Genomic DNA, 16,689 nt, shown 5'->3' with positions numbered 1-16,689 from the left:
GTCCTACCAGCCTGACGACCGGGTCCGACATCGTTCGAACCCGGCGTGCAGCTTTTGCTGGTTGCTAGTCCAGTTGCCGCCGGTAAGGCAGGTCGGGGCCGGTTTTGCCGCAGGTCAGCGCAGCGGCGCGCATGGCGAAATCGAGCATCTGGCTGATCTGTTTCGCGGTCAGCGAATTCAAGCCCTCCACACAATCCAACTGCTGCTCAGTCAGCCAGGCGATCAGTGCCGCCTGGAATGTATCGCCCGCGCCTACGGTATCGGCGATCTTGACCGGACAGGCAGCAAGCGACCAGATGCCATGATGACGGCTGAACACCGTCGCGCCGTCACCGCCACGGGTCAGAAATGCCAGTTGGCAACGATGTTCCAGCCAACCGCTGATCACTTCATGCGGGTCTCGGTCGGGGTAGAGCAGGCCAAGGTCTTCATCACTGACTTTGATCAGGTCGGCATACTGCACCAACGTGGCGATTCGCGAACGCCACAACTCGATGTCCGGTTGCGGATTGAGCCGTACATTCGGGTCCAGGCTGATCAGGCGCTTGCCGCTTTCGCGTTGCACCAGCGCCAGCAGCGTGTCGGCGACTGGCTGCACCACCAGGGAAAATGAGCCGACATGCAAGCCACGCACCTGCGGGCTCAGCGTCGGCAGATGCGCCATGCTCAACTGCCGATCCGCGCAACCCTCACCGCGAAAGCTGTAGTGCGGCGAGCCGTTGGCCCCTACGGCGACCATCGCCAGGGTAGTGGGGGCGTCGAAGTCATGGGTGAATTGCGTGCTGACGCCTTCGTCGGTCAATACCTGTCGCAAGCGTTGGCCGAGGTAGTCCGTGGACAGCCCGGCAAACAACGCCGATTCAACACCCAGGCGGCGTAACCCTACCGCCACGTTGAACGGCGAGCCGCCGGCAATTGCCTTGAAATTCACTTGGGACGCCGGAGCTCCCGCTTCGTTTGCGCTGAACAGATCAAACAGCGCTTCACCACACACCAGATACATAGTTGCCTGCTCTCAAAGGGTTGCGACGTGTTGCCGATAAAGTTCATAAGCTTGTTGGGACGCCGCGACCTGTTCGGCGACGGGCCGGGTTTCGCTGGCCGGGTCGAGCTTGACGCAACGCTGGCACAGTTCAGCCAACTGTTCTTGCGCGCCGCCATGGCACCAGGCCGCCTGGATCGCCCCGCCCAGGGCAGCCGCTTCGCTCTGTTCGGTGCAGATGACCGTGGTGTCCATGATGTCGGCGACGATCTGCCGCCAGACCGGGCTCTTCGAACCGCCGCCGATCAGGCGAATGCTCTGCGCCTCGAGTCCATTGGCCCTGAGTAGGTCAAGGCCGTACCGCAGGCCGAAGGTCGTGCCTTCGACCACGGCGCGGCACAGATTGGCCCGGGTCAGGTTGGTGGTTGTCAGGCCCAGCAGACTGCCGGTGGCGTTCGGCAGGGCGGGGACTCGTTCGCCGTTGAGGAACGGCAGCATGCAGGCGCCTTCGGCACCGATTGGCGCTTGGGTGACCAAGGTATTGAACGTGTCGATGTCCAAGTCCAGCAGCTCACGCAGCGCCCCGGTGGCGTTGGTCAGGTTCATGGTGCAGATCAGCGGTAGCCAGCCGCCGCTGGAAGAACAGAAAGTTGCCACCGACGCCTGCGGGCTGACCACGGGCTCCGCCGCATAGGCATACACCGTGCCGGAGGAGCCGAGGCTCATGGTGATCACGCCGGGCTGGATATTGCCCGTGCCGATCGCGCCCATCATATTGTCTCCGCCACCGCTGGCCACCACGGCCTCGGGGTTCAAGCCAAGGTGTGCGGCAATCTGCGGCAGGATCCTGCCGACCGGCTGATGGGCCTCGATCAATTCCGGCAAGGCCGACTGCAGGCCTCCGCTGGGGTCGATATGTCGCAGCAGCTCCGTGTCCCATTGGCGGCTGCGCACGTTGAAATAGCCGGTGCCCGAGGCATCGCCATATTCGCTGCAATGGCGGCCGGTCAGCCAGTAATTGAGAAAGTCGTGGGGCAGCAGGACGCTGGCGATCCGCTCGAAAACTTGCGGGTGCTGTTCTTGGGTCCAAAGCAATTTGGAAACCGTATATCCCGGAGCGATCACCACGCCGAGACGCTCCAGGGAGCCACTTTCACCGCCGAGGTGCGCCAGGAGTCGATCGTTTTCCGCGGTCGTCTCGGTGTCGCACCACAGCTTGGCCGGGCGCAGGACCTGGCCCTGGTCGTCAAGTAGGACCAAGCCGTGTTGCTGGCCGGATACGCCGATGCCGAGGATCGCCTGGCCATCCACGCCGGCGGCCGACAATGCCTGCCGAGTGGCCTGGGTGAACGCGTCGAGCCATTGCTGGGTGTCTTGTTCGCGACGGCCGTTGGCGCCGCTGATCATGCTGTGGGCTGCGGCGCCCTGGCCGAGTACCTGGCCGCTGATCGCATCGAGGATCAGCGCCTTGGTGCCTTGGGTGCCGCAATCGATGCCCAGGAACAGTTGTTGGTTTGCCATGGAAATCCTCGGATCAAAGAACAAAACACAAAACCTGCGTGGCGAGGGAATTACCTGTGGCGAGGGGATTTATCCCCGCAGGGGCGCGAAGCGGCCCCCAGGTGCATCTGCTACTGCGGTGTATCAGACAGTACGTTGGGGGCCGCTTCGCGCCCCTGCGGGGATAAATCCCCTCGCCACAAAAGGCGGACTGCGTCGAGTCAGTCCGCGTCAGCGAGGATTCGCTCAAGTGTTCGCGTCACCCCATGCTCGCGCAAGCTGTTGCAGCACCATTCGAAGGCTGCCACGAATTCAGGCGAACGGGGAATCGCCGTGCCAAAAATTTCTTCAACTTGCAGCACCCGCTGGGTCACCAGCACGTCGTCGGCGACCAGCGCCTGGCAGAACGCCGCTCGTGGGTCGGGAATCGAATAGCTCACGCCGTTCTCGTCCACGCCCTTCAGATACACCGCCCAGGCCGCCACCACCAGCGCGGCGCGGCGGGTTTCGGCGCCGTCGGCGATCAAGCGGTTGATGGTCGGCACGGTGAATTTCGGAAACTTCGAGGAGCCGTCCGAACAGACCCGCTCCAACTGGTCGGCGATGGCTTGGTTGGAGAAGCGCTCCACCAGGGTATTCTTGTATTCGTCCAGGTCGATGCCCGGTACCGGCGCCAGTTGCGGTGTCACATCCAGGTCCATGTAGGCGCGCATGTAGCGCACGAACAGCGGGTCGTTCATGGTTTCATGGACGAAGCGATAGCCCTTGAGAAATCCCAGGTAGGTCAAGGCGAGGTGGCTACCGTTGAGCAGCTTGATCTTCATCTCTTCATAGGGCGAAACGTCATCGGTGAACTGCACCCCGACCTTCTCCCAGGCCGGGCGACCGCTGACGAATTTGTCTTCCAGCACCCACTGCACAAAGGGTTCGCAGACCACCGGCCAGGCGTCATCGATGCCATGTTCGTCATGCAGCTGCAAACGATGGGCGCTGCTGGTCATCGGCGTGATCCGATCAACCATGGCGTTGGGGAAGCTTACGTTCTGGTCGATCCACCGTCCCAGCTCAGGGTCACGCAGGGCGGCGAAGGCCAGCAGCGCCTTGCGGGTAACCGCGCCGTTGTGGGGCAGGTTGTCGCAGGACATCAGCGTGAACGCCGGCGTCCCCAAGGCGCGGCGCTTGGCCAGGGCCGCGCAGAGGAAGCCGAACACCGTGGTCGGCTGGTTCGGATGGGCCAGGTCGTGCTGGATCTGCGGCAGGTGGGCCATGAACTCGCCGTTGCTGTCGTCGATGCAGTAACCGCCCTCGGTGATGGTCAACGAGACAATGCGGATCTGCGGGTCGGCCAGTTTGTCGATCAGCGCACGTGCACCGTCTTCGGCCAGCAGCATGTCGGCGATTGCGCCGATCACGCGCACTTCGGTGTCATCGGTGTCGCCCAGTTCGTAGAGGGTGAACAGGTAATCCTGGCCGGCCAGGTCGTCCCGGGCGCGGCGGTCTTCGGCCCGCAGGCCCACGCCACAAATAGCCCAGTCAAGGCCTTCGCCGGTGTTCATCAGCGCATCGGTGTAATAGGCCTGGTGCGCACGGTGGAAACCGCCGACGCCGATGTGGGCGATGCCCTGGCGACGGTCGCTCAGGTTATAGGCGGGCAGGGCGACCTCGGGCTTGAGGTTGTGCAGGTTCTGTCGGTTGAGTTTCATCACAAAATCTCGGCAATCAGGCGGCAGCGCGTAGCGCGCGGGTGACCGCTACGCCTTCGGCATCGAATAAATGGCAGTGTTCGGCGTCCAGGTGCAGATCCAGTTGCTCGCCAAAGCGGCTCGCCAAGTCGCCGCGCACTCGCATCGTCAAGGCTTCGCCGGACGCGGTGACGACGTGGCAGAAGGTGTCGCTGCCCAGCCGCTCGCTGACATCGGCGGTGACTCGCAGCGTGCAATCGCCCGGTTGCGCCAGGTTCAGGTGTTCCGGGCGAATGCCCAAAGTTACTGCGCCGCCAACGCTCAGGTTGGCACCACTCAACGGCAGGCTGATCCGCGTCCCGGCGTCCAGCAGGACTTCGCAACCCCGGCCGTCCAGTGCGGTGACCTTGCCCTTGAGGAAACCCATTTTTGGCGTGCCGAGGAACCCGGCCACGAAGAGGTTGGCTGGCTGGTGATACAGGTCCAGCGGCGAGCCGACCTGCTCGATGCGTCCGCCGTTGAGCACCACCACTTTGTCGGCCAGGGTCATGGCTTCAACCTGGTCGTGGGTCACGTAGATCATCGTCGCCTGCAGCTCTTTGTGCAGGCGGGCCAGTTCCAGGCGCATTTGCACGCGCAGGGCGGCGTCGAGGTTGGACAGCGGTTCGTCGAACAGAAAAATTTTCGGGTTGCGCACGATGGCTCGGCCAATCGCCACGCGTTGGCGCTGGCCGCCGGACAATTGCTTGGGCTTGCGCTCCAGCATCGGCCCCAGTTCGAGGATGCGCGCCGCTTCGTTGACCTTCTTCTCGACCTCGGCCTTGGGCACGCCGGCCAGGTCCAGCGCGAAGGACATGTTCTTGCGCACGCTCATGTGCGGGTACAGGGCATAGGTCTGGAACACCATCGCCAGGTCGCGCTTGGCCGGGCTGACTTCGGTGATGTCCCGGCCGTCCAGTTCGATGGTGCCGTCGCTGACTTCTTCGAGGCCGGCAATCAGGCGCAGCAAGGTGGATTTGCCACAGCCGGACGGGCCGACAAAGACCACGAACTCGCGGTCGTTCACTTCAAGGTCGATGCCCTTGATGATGGAGAAGCCTTCGAAGCCTTTTTGCAGATTCTTGATTTTCAGGTTGGCCATGATGATGGGCCTCCGCTTCTGATGACTGTGTAGGGCGCGTTACTTCACCGCGCCGAAGGACAAACCGCGCACCAGCTGTTTCTGGCTGATCCAGCCGAAGATCAGGATCGGCGCGCAGGCCAGGGTCGAGACGGCCGACAATTTGGCCCAGAACAAACCTTCCGGACTGGAGTAAGAGGCAATCAGCGCTGTCAGCGGCGCGGCTTTGGATGAGGTGAGGTTCAGTGACCAGAACGCCTCGTTCCAGCACAGAATCAGCGACAACAGCACGGTGGACGCCAGGCCGCCCTTGGCGATCGGCAGCAGCACGCGGACCATCTCCTGCCAGAGCGTGGCGCCATCCAGGCGCGCGGCTTCGAGGATGTCGCGGGGAATGTCCTTGAAGTAGGTGTAAATCATCCAGACCACGATCGGCAGGTTGATCAGCGTGTAGATGATGATCAGCGCAATGCGCGTGTCCAGCAGGCCAAAGCTCTTGGCCAGCAAATAGATCGGCATCAGCACGCCCACCGGTGGCAGCATTTTGGTGGAGAGCATCCACAGCAGCGTGCCCTTGGTGCGCTGGGTTTCGTAGAACGCCATGGAGTAGGCCGCCGGCACCGCGATCAACAGGCAAAGGGCAGTGGCGCTGAAGGAAATCACCACCGAGTTCCAGGCGAAGCTGAAGTAGTTGCTGCGCTCGTTGATGTGCAGGTAGTTCTCCAGCGTCGGCATGAAGATGAATTGCGGCGGCGTGGCAAACGCATCGATTTCGGTCTTGAAGCTGGTCAGCACCATCCAGAAGATCGGAAAGAAGATCAGGATCGCGATGGCCCAGGCCAGCGTGCCCAGCAGCAGGCTCTGCAGGCGACGGGATTGTTGAAGAGTCATGGCGACGGCCTCAGTTTTTGTCGGTGAGGTTTTTGCCGATCATCCGCACGAGGATGATGGCGGCGATGTTGGCGATCACCACGGCGATCAAACCACCGGCCGACGCCATGCCGACGTCGAACTGCACCAACGCCTGGTTGTAGATCAGGTAGGCGAGGTTGGTCGATGCGTAGCCGGGGCCACCGTTGGTGGTGGTGAAGATCTCGGCGAACACCGACAGCAGGAAAATCGTCTCGATCATCAGCACCACGGCGATAGGACGCGCCAGGTGCGGCAGGGTCAGGTGCCAGAAGATCGCGATCGGGCCGGCACCGTCCAGGCGGGCGGCTTCCTTCTGTTCCTGGTCGAGGGACTGCATGGCGGTCATCAGGATCAGGATCGCGAAGGGCAGCCATTGCCACGACACGATGATGATGATCGACAGCAGCGGGTAATGCGCCAGCCAGTCCACCGGCTGCGCGCCGAACAGTTTCCAGACCGAGGCGAGGATTCCGGAGACCGGGTGGAAAATCAGGTTCTTCCAGATCAACGCGCCCACGGTCGGCATGATAAAGAACGGCGAGATCAGCAATACCCGCACGATCCCACGGCCGAAAAACTCGCTGGCTTCCAGCAGCGCGCTGATCAACACACCCAGCACGATACTGATCAACAACACGCTGCCCACCAGCAGCAGGGTGTTGGTGGCGCCGGGCATGAAGCCCGAGTCGGTCAGGAAGTAAGTGAAGTTCTCCAGCCCGACGAATTGGTTTTCGCCGGGGTAGAGCAGGTTGTAGCGGATCATCGAGAAGTAGACGGTCATGCCCAGCGGCACGATCATCCACAGCAGCAACAAGGCGACCGAAGGGCTGACCAGGAACCAGCCGGGGTTTGCCACACGGGCCTTGCGTGCCGGCGGGGCTATTTCGAGGGGGGCTTTGACTGTCGTTGTCGAGGTATTCATGTCGATCACTCGTTATGCACGCATTCCCTGTGGCGAGGGAGCAAGCTCTCTCGCCACAAATGGATGTCTACAAGCTTTTTATTTGGGATACCCGGCGCGCTTCATTTCCCGCTCGGTGGTGGACTGCGCTGCGGTCAACGCCTGGTCCACGGTCTGCTGCCCGGTCAGTGCGCCCGAGAAAAACTTGCCTACCTGGGTGCCGATGGCTTGGAATTCGGGAATGGTCACCAACTGAATGCCGATGTAGGGCACGGGCTTGAGCGTTGGCGCCTTCGGATCGGCGACCTTCAACGACTCCAGCGTCACCTTGGCAAACGGCGCGGCCTTCATGTACTCGTCGCTGTAGGTCGAGGCGCGGGTTCCTGGCGGTACGTTGGCGATGCCGTCGGTCTTGGCGACCAATTGGCCGTACTCCTTGGACGTCGCCCAAGTGGTAAAGACCTTGGCCGCTTCCTTGGCTTTGGAGCTGGTCGGGATGGCCAGCGACCAGGAGTACATCCACGAGCTGCCCTTGTCGGTTTTTTCGTGGGGGGCGAAGGTGAATCCAACGTTGTCGGCAACCTTGCTCTGGGTCTTGTCGGTGACGAACGAACCGGCGACGCTGGCATCGACCCAGATCGCGCATTTGCCGCTGTTGAACAGCGCCAGGTTTTCATTGAAACCGTTGCTGGAAGCGCCCGGCGGGCCGGATTTCTTCATGTTGTCGACGTAGAAGTTCAGCGCGTCTTTCCACTCGGGGCCATTGAATTCGGGCTGCCACTTCTCATCGAACCAGCGCGCGCCATAACCGTTGGCCAGGGTGGTAATGAGCGCCATGTTCTCGCCCCAACCGGCTTTGCCCCGCAGGCAAAGGCCATATTGTTCCTTGGATTTGTCGGTGAGCTTTCCTGCGAACTCACCGATCTGGGTCCAGGTTGGGTGTTCGGGCATGGTCAGCCCGGCGTTCTTGAACAGGTCGGTGCGGTAATAGGTGATCGAGCTTTCAGCGTAGAACGGCAGGGCGTACAGCGAACCCTTGACCGACAATCCATCGCGCACCGAAGGGAAAACGTCTTCCAGGTCGTAGGAGGCCGGCAAATCCTTCATCGGTTCCAGCCAGCCCTTGGCGCCCCAGAGTGCAGCTTCGTACATGCCGATGGTCAGCACGTCGAACTGCCCGCCTTGGGTGGCGATGTCGGTGGTCAGGCGTTGACGCAGCACGTTTTCTTCAAGCACCACCCAGTTCAGCGTGATGTCCGGGTGCTCGGCCTCGAAGGTTTTCGAGAGCTTTTGCATGCGGATCATGTCGCTGTTGTTGACGGTGGCAATGGTGAGGGTTTGCGCGCCGAAACTGACGCTGCTGAGGGTCATGCAGGTGGAGACAAGCAGAGCTTTTACCGAAGGTTTCATCGCGCACTCCTTTTCCGCGCCCACGGGCTGCAGAAGGACAGTTATTGTTTTTGTGTCTTCCGGATGAGGGGAAGAATGTGCGCTGATTACAGCCCTCTATGGACGGCGTGACAAATCATCCGTCGCACTTTTACTGATACTTTTTTGCACTGAAGAAAATTTCTGGCGGGGAATTCATTTGTGGCGAGGGGATTTATCCCCGCTGGGGCGCGAAGCGGCCCCCGAGTCCTGTCTGATACAAACCAGTAGCAGACATATATGGGGCTGCTGCGCAGCCCAGCGGGGATAAATCCCCTCGCCACAGGTCAACCCTGGTTCTGCTCGGTCAGCCGCTGCACCGCCAGCCGCCGGTAGTGTGAGGGGGTCATGCCCTTGAGTTGCTGGAAGCGTCGGTTGAAGTTGGAAATATTGTTGAAGCCCGACTCGAAACACACATCGGTCACCGGTTTGTCACCGTCGGCCAGCAGTTCGCAGGATTTGCTGATGCGCAGTCGATTGACGAATTCGATGAAGCAACGGCCGGTGGCTTGCTTGAAGACGCGGCTGAAATAGGTGGGTTTCATGCCCAGGTGCTCGGCGACTTCTTCCAGGGGCAATTCCCGGGCGTAGTGGGCGAAGATGTAATCCACCGCGCGGTTGGTGCGGTCGATGCTGTGTTCGTCCGCCGCTTGTGGAGTGGTGGCGCCGGACAGCAATTGGTAATCATCGCAGGCCGCCAGCAACTCCATCAGGATGAAAAAATAGCCCAGTCGGCTCATGCCGTGGGCGTCGGCGATGCGTTGCATCAAGGTCATGGCCTGGCGGATGGTGCGCTTGCAACGAAACTCGATGCCGTGTTGGGCGCGTTCGAGCAGCGGGGCGAGGGTCTTCAGCTCGGCAAACACCTGATTGCCGCTTTCGAACAGCTCATCGGTGAAGTTCACCAGCATGTCGCGCTTGGGCACCACTTCGTCCTCGGCCACCTGGCTGATCCAGTTATGGGGCAGATTGGGGCCGGTGAGGAACAGGGACTGCGGGGAAAAATTGCCGATGTAGTCGCCGATGAAGACCTTGCCCGAACTGGCGACGATCAGGTGCAGCTCGTATTCCTTGTGGAAATGCCAGCGCACCAGCGGGCAGGGGAAACCGTGCTGGCGATAGATGATGGACAGCCCGTTGTGGTCGTCCATCAACTCGTAGGAGGGGTCGGTGACTCTCGCTGTTCGGGTCATGTGCCTGGCGCTTTTGTTGTTATCGCCGCTGATAATGCCCCCTAAGCCCGGCAGGTTCCAGCCCCGTCGCCGGTTGCTTGAAGCCGCCGGCCATCAACTGCTGCGATTTTTTTCCTCGATCCACTGGGCCATGTACTGGGTGCTCTTGTGTTGATGATGACGGAGCATGCTGCCGGTGAAGTTGTCCCGGCGTCGCCGCACAAGATCGGCGCGGCAGGCCTTGATGCTGTCAATCAACGCCGGGCCGTGGACCTTTCTGCGAAAACGCTCCGCGAGCAAAGCCAGCCCCGCATCCTGGGCAGCGGCCCAACGCGTCGAGTCGCTGTACAACTGCACCGCGGCATCGGCGATGTCTTCAGCACTCTGCGCAATTGCCCCGGGCCAAGGCATGCCGCCGTGCATGGCCTCGGCGCCAATGGGGGTGGTGACGCTGGGCGTTCCGCACAGCATGGCTTCGATCAGTTTGCCCTTGATGCCTGCGCCGAAACGCAATGGCGCCAGGCAGATGCGTGCCGCCGACATGACCTGCAAGGCATCTTCCGCCCAGTTCATGATGTGGAATCCCTGCGCCGGATTATGCAGCGCCGCCGCCTTGGGCGGGGTGTAGGCGCCATAGAGATGCAGTTGCGCGCCGGGCATTCGCTGGCGAATCAGTGGCCAGACGGCATTCTTCATCCAGAGCACGGCGTCCCAGTTCGGTGCATGACGGAAGTTGCCAATGCTGAGAAAATGCGCCCGGTCTTCGAAGGGCGCGCCGGGTTTGTCGGGCAGATCCAGCATCAATGGGCACCAGAGCAACAATTCGCGGGGCACCTTGAAGTGTTCCACCAGCAGTTCGATCTCGACCTCAGACACCATCAGGTTCAGGTCGCAACGGTACAGGGCGGCGATTTCCCGCTTGGCCAGGTCGGTGTCGGCCATCAGCTCGAATTCCTCGCGCAGCGCCGGAGCGAAAAGGTCGCTGAAATCCTGGGACGACTCGTCGGCCTTCAAGCGATCCTTCAGGCGTTGATGCCGGGCGTGACGCAGGCTTTGCAGGTCGGACGTTTCCAAGACACGCAGGGCGTCGGGGCAGTGTTTTTCGACCCTCCAGCCGAACTGTTCTTCCATCATGAACTGGTCGAACAGGACGATGTCCGGCGCACACTCGGTTATGAAGGTATCAAAGCTGCTGTTATTGAGCTCGATCGGCACTTCGCGTATGCCCAAGGCGAGCAGGTCGGCGCGGTTTTCGCCGGGCTTGGCCGGGCTGCTGAAGGTAATCTCCCAGCCTTCGTCGAGAAACGCTTCCAGTAGCTGCATGACATGCCCGCCGGCCGCCGATGAGCGTGGCTCGGGCCAGACATAGCCGATAACCAGGACCTTGGTGGCGATGGGGTGAGACATGACGGGCATTCCTTGGTGCGATCAGGCGCAGTCGGCGCGCGGGGCGCCGATAGTGACCAAGAACGGGCCCAGGCTCAAGAAAGAATGCTTTTGACCTTGTCGCGCAACTGGTCAATGGAGAAGGGCTTGCCGATCACCGACATGCCTTCAGGCACATCGATGCTCTCGGCGTAACCGCTGGCGAACAGGATCGGTAGCTCGGGGCGTAGGATGCGGGCCTGTTTCGCCAATTCACGACCGTCCATGACCGGCAGGCCGACGTCCGTCATCATCAGGGCGATGGACTGTGTGTCGTTGCGCAGAAAAGCCAATGCCTGTTCGCAGCCATCCGCCTCCAGCACCTTGTACTCCAGCTCTTCCAGTACATCGACAATCAACATGCGCACGATGTCGTCGTCTTCGACTACCAAGATGGTGGAGGGGGTGTCAGGAGCGGGGACGGACATAATAGACTTCTCGAAAGATGGAATCGGTAGGGCCGCGGCAAAAGTAGCCGTATGCATGAGTAAGTTTCGAGACGCCACAAGTTCCCGAACCTGTACAAGAAAGGATCTATAGTACAAGAGCTGACAAGGATAGTCGCATCCTTACAACCCTGGTCTGTCGCCATGGGATTTGCGTCCTTGAATTGTCAGAAATGTGGATCCAGCCCAGGTTTTTGGGCACACTCCATGACTTTCAACTGTCCACCAAGGCCTTTTTCCATGACTCCTTCGTCTTCGGTTGACGAGCAAAGTTTTCGCAAGCTCCTGGCCCGCAACATCAGTCTGCCTTTAGGCATGGGCGCCCTCAGCGCCGTGTTTTTCATAGTGCTGATCACTTACCTGCTGTCGGTGATCCAGTGGGTCGGCCACACCGACCGGGTGATCAATAACGCCAATGAAGCGCTCAAGCTGAGTGTCGACCTGGAAACCGGCATGCGCGGCTATCTGTTGAGCGGCGACGAGCATTTTCTCGACCCTTATGAAGTTGCCAAGCCCAGGATCGCCGTGGCGCTGGACACATTGTTGGAACTGACAGCTGACAACCCGGTGCAGACCGATCGTTTGCACAGGATCCAAGCGCTGCAAGTGGAGTGGGCCAATTACGCTCAGAGCATGATCGACCTGCAGCGCAGCAGTGGCGATTACCGGGGCGCGCTCAAGGCCGGGCGTGGCAAGCGGCTGACGGATGAGATACGCAAGACGTTCGAGGACGTCGTCGAAACCGAGCAGCAATTGCGCGCTGAGCGCAACGACCAGGTGCGCACCACCACGATCTGGAGCATTGCCCTTTATTTGCTGCTCGTCGCCGCGATAAGTGGATTGCTGGCTTACGTCGGTCGCCGCGACCTGCTGACCTTGTCCGGGAATTACAGCGCCAGCCTGAAAGTGCAGCAGCAAAGTGCCTTGCGCCTGGAGAAACAGGCCTGGTTGCGCAATGGCCAGACGCAGTTGGCCGAACAGGTCCTTGGCCAGCTGAGCCTGAATCTGTTGGGGCGCAACATCCTGCAGTTCTGCGCCCAATATATGGGCACGGTGGTTGCCGTGCTTTATGCCCGGGAAGAAAACGCCACTCTCAGGCGCGTTGCCACCTACGGCATGTCCCGGGAGGACGACGAACAGGAGCAAGTGATCATCGACGGCGAAGGCATCGTTGGACAGGCCGTGCGGCAAGGCCGTCTGATTCGCCTGGATGATGTGCCGAACGACTATCTCAAGGTCAGCTCCGGGCTCGGCCAAGGTCTGCCCAACAGCGTGTTGGTGGTGCCCACCCGTGACGACGATCGGATCAATGGGGTCATTGAGCTGGGTTTCCTGCGGCCACTGACCGAGCGCGATCTTGAACTGCTGGAACTGATTGCCGGCAACATCGGCACGTCCATCGAAGCGGCCCGTTATCGCCAGCGTCTACAGGAAGTGCTGGCCGAGACACAGCAATTGAACGAAGAGCTGCAAGTGCAGCAGGAAGAGCTCAAGACCGCCAACGAGGAGCTTGAGGAGCAGTCACGCATCCTCAAGGAATCCCAGGCTCACCTGGAAGCCCAGCAACAGGAGCTGGAGCAGACCAACGAGCAATTGGCCGAGCAGCGCGACGCCATGGACCAGAAAAACAGCGAGCTGAACCTGGCGCAGATCCAGTTGCAGGAGCGCGCCGAAGAGCTGCAGCGTTCAAGCAAGTACAAATCCGAATTTCTGGCCAACATGTCCCATGAGCTGCGCACGCCGCTCAACAGTTCGCTGATCCTCTCCAAACTGCTGGCGGAGAACCCGCACAACAACCTCAGTGAGGAACAGGTCAAGTTCGCCGAATCGATTTATTCCGCTGGCAATGACCTGCTGAACCTGATCAACGACATCCTCGACATTTCCAAGGTGGAGGCCGGGAAACTCGAAGTGCGCCCGGAAAACACCAGTGTGCCGCGCCTGGTGGAAGGGCTCCAGGATATGTTCAAGCCGCTGACGGCTGAAAAGGGCCTGGCGTTTGACGTGCAGATAATGCCGGACGCGCCGCCGATGCTGTACACCGATCGCCAGCGTCTTGAGCAAGTGCTCAAGAACTTGCTGTCCAACGCGGTGAAGTTCACCGAGCAGGGTTCTGTCATGCTTTCGGTGACCGGCCAGCCGGGTTCGGGTATCGCGTTCATGGTGCGTGATTCGGGAATTGGCATTGCGGCCGACCAGCAGCAGAGTATTTTCGAGGCGTTCCGCCAGGCTGATGGCACCACCAATCGCCGCTATGGCGGCACCGGGTTGGGCCTGTCGATTTCCCGGGACCTAGCAGCCTTGCTTGGTGGTTCGATCTCGGTTGTCAGCGAGCCGGGGCAGGGCAGCGTATTCACCCTGGTATTGCCCGGGCGTTATATCGAGCCCGGCGAGAACCCCGTTGAGCCAAGGATGTTCGCCCCAGCGACGACCGCGCCAGCGCCAGCCCATGTGCCGAAACCGGTATCCTTGGTCGCTGAGGTGGACCCGCCAGTCCCGCAATTCGCGGACGACCGCGACAAGGCGCCTTTCGAGACCCGCTGCATCCTGGTCATTGAAGACGAACCCAAGTTCGCCCGGATCCTGTTCGACCTCGCCCACGAACTCGGTTACCAATGCCTGGTGGCCCATGGCGCCGACGAGGGCTTTGACCTGGCCCTGCAACTGAGTCCCGACGCGATCCTGTTGGACATGCGCCTGCCGGATCACTCCGGGTTGACCGTGTTGCAGCGCCTCAAGGAACAAGCCCAGACCCGGCACATTCCGGTGCACATCATCTCCGTCGAAGACCGCGTCGAAGCGGCCATGCACATGGGGGCCATCGGTTATGCCGTCAAGCCGACGACCCGGGAAGAGCTCAAGGATGTCTTCGCCCGCCTGGAAGCCAAGCTGACCCAGAAGGTCAAGCGGGTGCTGCTGGTGGAAGACGATGACCTGCAGCGCGACAGCATTACCCGCCTGATCGGCGACGATGACATCGAAATCACCGCCGTCGGCCTGGCGCAGCAAGCCCTGGAACTGCTGCGCACCAACGTCTACGACTGCATGATCATCGACCTCAAGTTGCCGGACATGCTCGGCAACGACCTGCTCAAGCGCATGTCCAGCGAGGAGATCTGTTCGTTCCCGCCAGTGATTGTCTACACCGGGCGCAACTTGACCCGCGATGAAGAAGCCGAGCTGCGCAAATATTCGCGCTCGATCATCATCAAGGGCGCTCGCTCGCCGGAGCGCCTGCTGGACGAGGTGACACTCTTTCTGCACAAAGTCGAATCCCGGTTGTCCCATGAAAGACAGCGCATGCTCCAGACAGCCCGCAGCCGGGACAAGGTGTTCGAAGGCCGCAAAGTGCTGCTGGTGGACGACGACGTGCGCAACATTTTTGCCCTGACCAGCGCCCTCGAGGCAAAAGGAGCGGTCGTGGTCATTGGCCGTAACGGATACGAGGCGATCGAGCGCCTGAACGAGGTAGAAGACATCGATTTGGTACTGATGGATGTGATGATGCCCGAGATGGATGGCTTTGAAGCTACCGCGCTGATCCGCAAGGATCCACGCTGGCGCAAACTGCCGATCATCGCCGTGACGGCCAAGGCCATGAAGGATGACCAGGAACGCTGCCTGGCGGCGGGCTCCAACGACTACCTGGCCAAGCCGATCGACCTGGATCGCCTGTTTTCACTGATTCGCGTGTGGTTACCCAATATGGAAAGAATTTAGTGGAACGTAACACCGACATTGAACTTCGTTTATTGATCGAAGCGATCTACCTGAAGTACAGCTATGATTTTCGCGATTACTCTGGCGCTTCGATCAAGCGCCGGGTCTTGCATGCGTTGAGCCAGTTCGATTGCAAGACCATCTCTGCCTTGCAAGAGCGGGTGCTGCACGATCCGGGCGCGTTCATGCAGTTGCTGCAACTGCTGACGATTCCCGTCAGCGAGATGTTTCGCGATCCCGGACATTTCCTGGCGATACGCGAAGAAGTCGTGCCGTTGCTCAAGACCTACCCGTCGATCAAGATCTGGATCGCCGGTTGCAGCACCGGCGAAGAGGTCTATTCCATGGCGATCCTGCTGCGCGAAGAGGGCCTGCTGGACCGCACGCTCATTTACGCCACGGACATCAATCCGCGCTCTTTGGAAAAAGCCAAGCAGGGCATTTTTTCCCTGGAAAACGTCAGGGCCTACACCCAGAATTACCAGCTTGCCGGGGGGCGACGTTCGTTTGCCGATTACTACACCGCCGCCTACGATTACGCCATGTTCGATAAAACCCTGTGCCAGAACGTGACCTTCGCCGATCACAGCCTTGCGACCGACAGTGTTTTTTCCGAAACGCAGTTGATTTCATGTCGTAACGTATTGATTTATTTCAATAAGAAGTTGCAAGATCGCGCCTTTGGCCTTTTTCACGAGTCCCTCTGCCATCGTGGCTTCCTGGTACTGGGGAGCAAGGAAACACTCGACTTTTCGGCATTTGGCAAGCAGTTCGAACCGTTGGTCAAACAGGAACGGATCTATCGCAAGCTATGAATCCAGTGACGGACAGATCCAGGCCCCTGATCGAGGCCATCGTCGTCGGCGCATCCGCCGGGGGCGTCGAAGCGCTGCTTAAAATTTTCAGCCCGCTGCGCAGGGGCTTTCGCGTGCCCATCCTGGTGGTGTTGCATTTGCCCGACGAGCGCAATAGCCAGCTGGCCCAGGTATTCCGTCATCGCCTAGCGGTACCGGTGGAGGAAGCCCAGGACAAGCAGGACATCAGCCCGGGAACCTTGTATGTCGCGACGCCTGGTTATCACTTGTCGGTCGAAGCTGACCGCAGCCTGTCATTGAGCCTGGAGGACCCGGTGCACCATTCGCGACCGTCAATCGATGTGTTGTTCGAGTCGGCGGCCGATGTCTACGGCCCCGACCTGCTGGCGGTGGTGCTGACCGGCGCGAACAGCGACGGGGCCCGCGGCCTGGCGAAGGTCAAGGCACAGGGCGGCCTTACGATTGTCCAGGACCCGGAAGAGGCGCAGGTTTGCACCATGCCCGAAGCGGCGCTCAGCTTGCATGAGCCCGACCACATCCTAACTTTGCAGGGCATCGGCCAGTTGCTGGCCGGGCTGGAATGAAC

13 protein-coding genes are annotated in these 16,689 nt (G+C 60.6%); 3 read left to right on the top strand and 10 right to left on the bottom strand.

Features of this window, described 5'->3' with window-relative positions:
• Positions 1–64 precede the first annotated feature (64 nt).
• The 10 genes from HU742_RS13240 to HU742_RS13195 form a co-directional block, all read right to left on the bottom strand.
• Positions 65–1,003 carry a carbohydrate kinase family protein gene (locus tag HU742_RS13240; protein WP_186632704.1) on the bottom strand — a complete coding sequence of 313 codons (939 nt, stop codon included), beginning with the start codon at positions 1,001–1,003 and terminating at the stop codon, positions 65–67.
• A 12-nt stretch (positions 1,004–1,015) separates the two neighbouring features.
• Entirely contained in the window at positions 1,016–2,503 is a 1,488-nt protein-coding gene (gene xylB, locus HU742_RS13235; protein WP_186642770.1) for a xylulokinase, read from the bottom strand.
• Positions 2,504–2,703: 200 nt separating this feature from the next.
• A complete protein-coding gene (locus HU742_RS13230) occupies positions 2,704–4,185 on the bottom strand; it encodes a mannitol dehydrogenase family protein (protein WP_186642769.1) in 1,482 nt (493 codons plus the stop codon).
• A gap of 16 nt (positions 4,186–4,201) precedes the next feature.
• Positions 4,202–5,305: an ABC transporter ATP-binding protein gene (locus HU742_RS13225; RefSeq protein ID WP_186632695.1), complete on the bottom strand. Its 1,104-nt coding sequence runs from the start codon at positions 5,303–5,305 to the stop codon at positions 4,202–4,204.
• 39 nt (positions 5,306–5,344) lie between these two features.
• Entirely contained in the window at positions 5,345–6,175 is an 831-nt protein-coding gene (locus HU742_RS13220) for a carbohydrate ABC transporter permease (protein ID WP_186610240.1), read from the bottom strand.
• Positions 6,176–6,185: 10 nt separating this feature from the next.
• Entirely contained in the window at positions 6,186–7,118 is a 933-nt protein-coding gene (locus HU742_RS13215) for a carbohydrate ABC transporter permease (protein WP_186632692.1), read from the bottom strand.
• 78 nt (positions 7,119–7,196) lie between these two features.
• Complete coding sequence (locus HU742_RS13210) at positions 7,197–8,507, bottom strand: ABC transporter substrate-binding protein (protein ID WP_186632688.1); 1,311 nt, start codon at positions 8,505–8,507, stop codon at positions 7,197–7,199.
• A 305-nt stretch (positions 8,508–8,812) separates the two neighbouring features.
• Positions 8,813–9,718: an AraC family transcriptional regulator gene (locus HU742_RS13205; protein ID WP_186610243.1), complete on the bottom strand. Its 906-nt coding sequence runs from the start codon at positions 9,716–9,718 to the stop codon at positions 8,813–8,815.
• 93 nt (positions 9,719–9,811) lie between these two features.
• Positions 9,812–11,104, bottom strand: a complete 1,293-nt coding sequence (locus tag HU742_RS13200; protein ID WP_186642768.1) for a glycosyltransferase — start codon at positions 11,102–11,104, stop codon at positions 9,812–9,814.
• Positions 11,105–11,178: 74 nt separating this feature from the next.
• Positions 11,179–11,550, bottom strand: a complete 372-nt coding sequence (locus HU742_RS13195; protein WP_186642767.1) for a response regulator — start codon at positions 11,548–11,550, stop codon at positions 11,179–11,181.
• 258 nt (positions 11,551–11,808) lie between these two features.
• Here HU742_RS13195 and HU742_RS13190 point away from each other — a divergent pair, with 258 nt between their 5' ends.
• The 3 genes from HU742_RS13190 to HU742_RS13180 are packed head-to-tail and all read left to right on the top strand — an operon-like array spanning position 11,809 to position 16,687.
• Positions 11,809–15,288 carry a response regulator gene (locus HU742_RS13190; protein ID WP_186642766.1) on the top strand — a complete coding sequence of 1,160 codons (3,480 nt, stop codon included), beginning with the start codon at positions 11,809–11,811 and terminating at the stop codon, positions 15,286–15,288.
• Complete coding sequence (locus HU742_RS13185; RefSeq protein ID WP_186632677.1) at positions 15,288–16,103, top strand: CheR family methyltransferase; 816 nt, start codon at positions 15,288–15,290, stop codon at positions 16,101–16,103. The genes HU742_RS13190 and HU742_RS13185 overlap by 1 nt, the downstream gene beginning before the upstream one ends.
• Positions 16,100–16,687, top strand: a complete 588-nt coding sequence (locus HU742_RS13180) for a chemotaxis protein CheB (protein ID WP_186632674.1) — start codon at positions 16,100–16,102, stop codon at positions 16,685–16,687. The genes HU742_RS13185 and HU742_RS13180 overlap by 4 nt, the downstream gene beginning before the upstream one ends.
• The last annotated feature ends 2 nt before the right edge of the window (positions 16,688–16,689 follow it).

Source organism: Pseudomonas marvdashtae, from assembly GCF_014268655.2.
Lineage (GTDB): Bacteria > Pseudomonadota > Gammaproteobacteria > Pseudomonadales > Pseudomonadaceae > Aquipseudomonas > Aquipseudomonas marvdashtae.
Note: the sequence above shows the minus strand (reverse complement) of the source record. Positions and strands in the feature narration are given on the sequence as shown.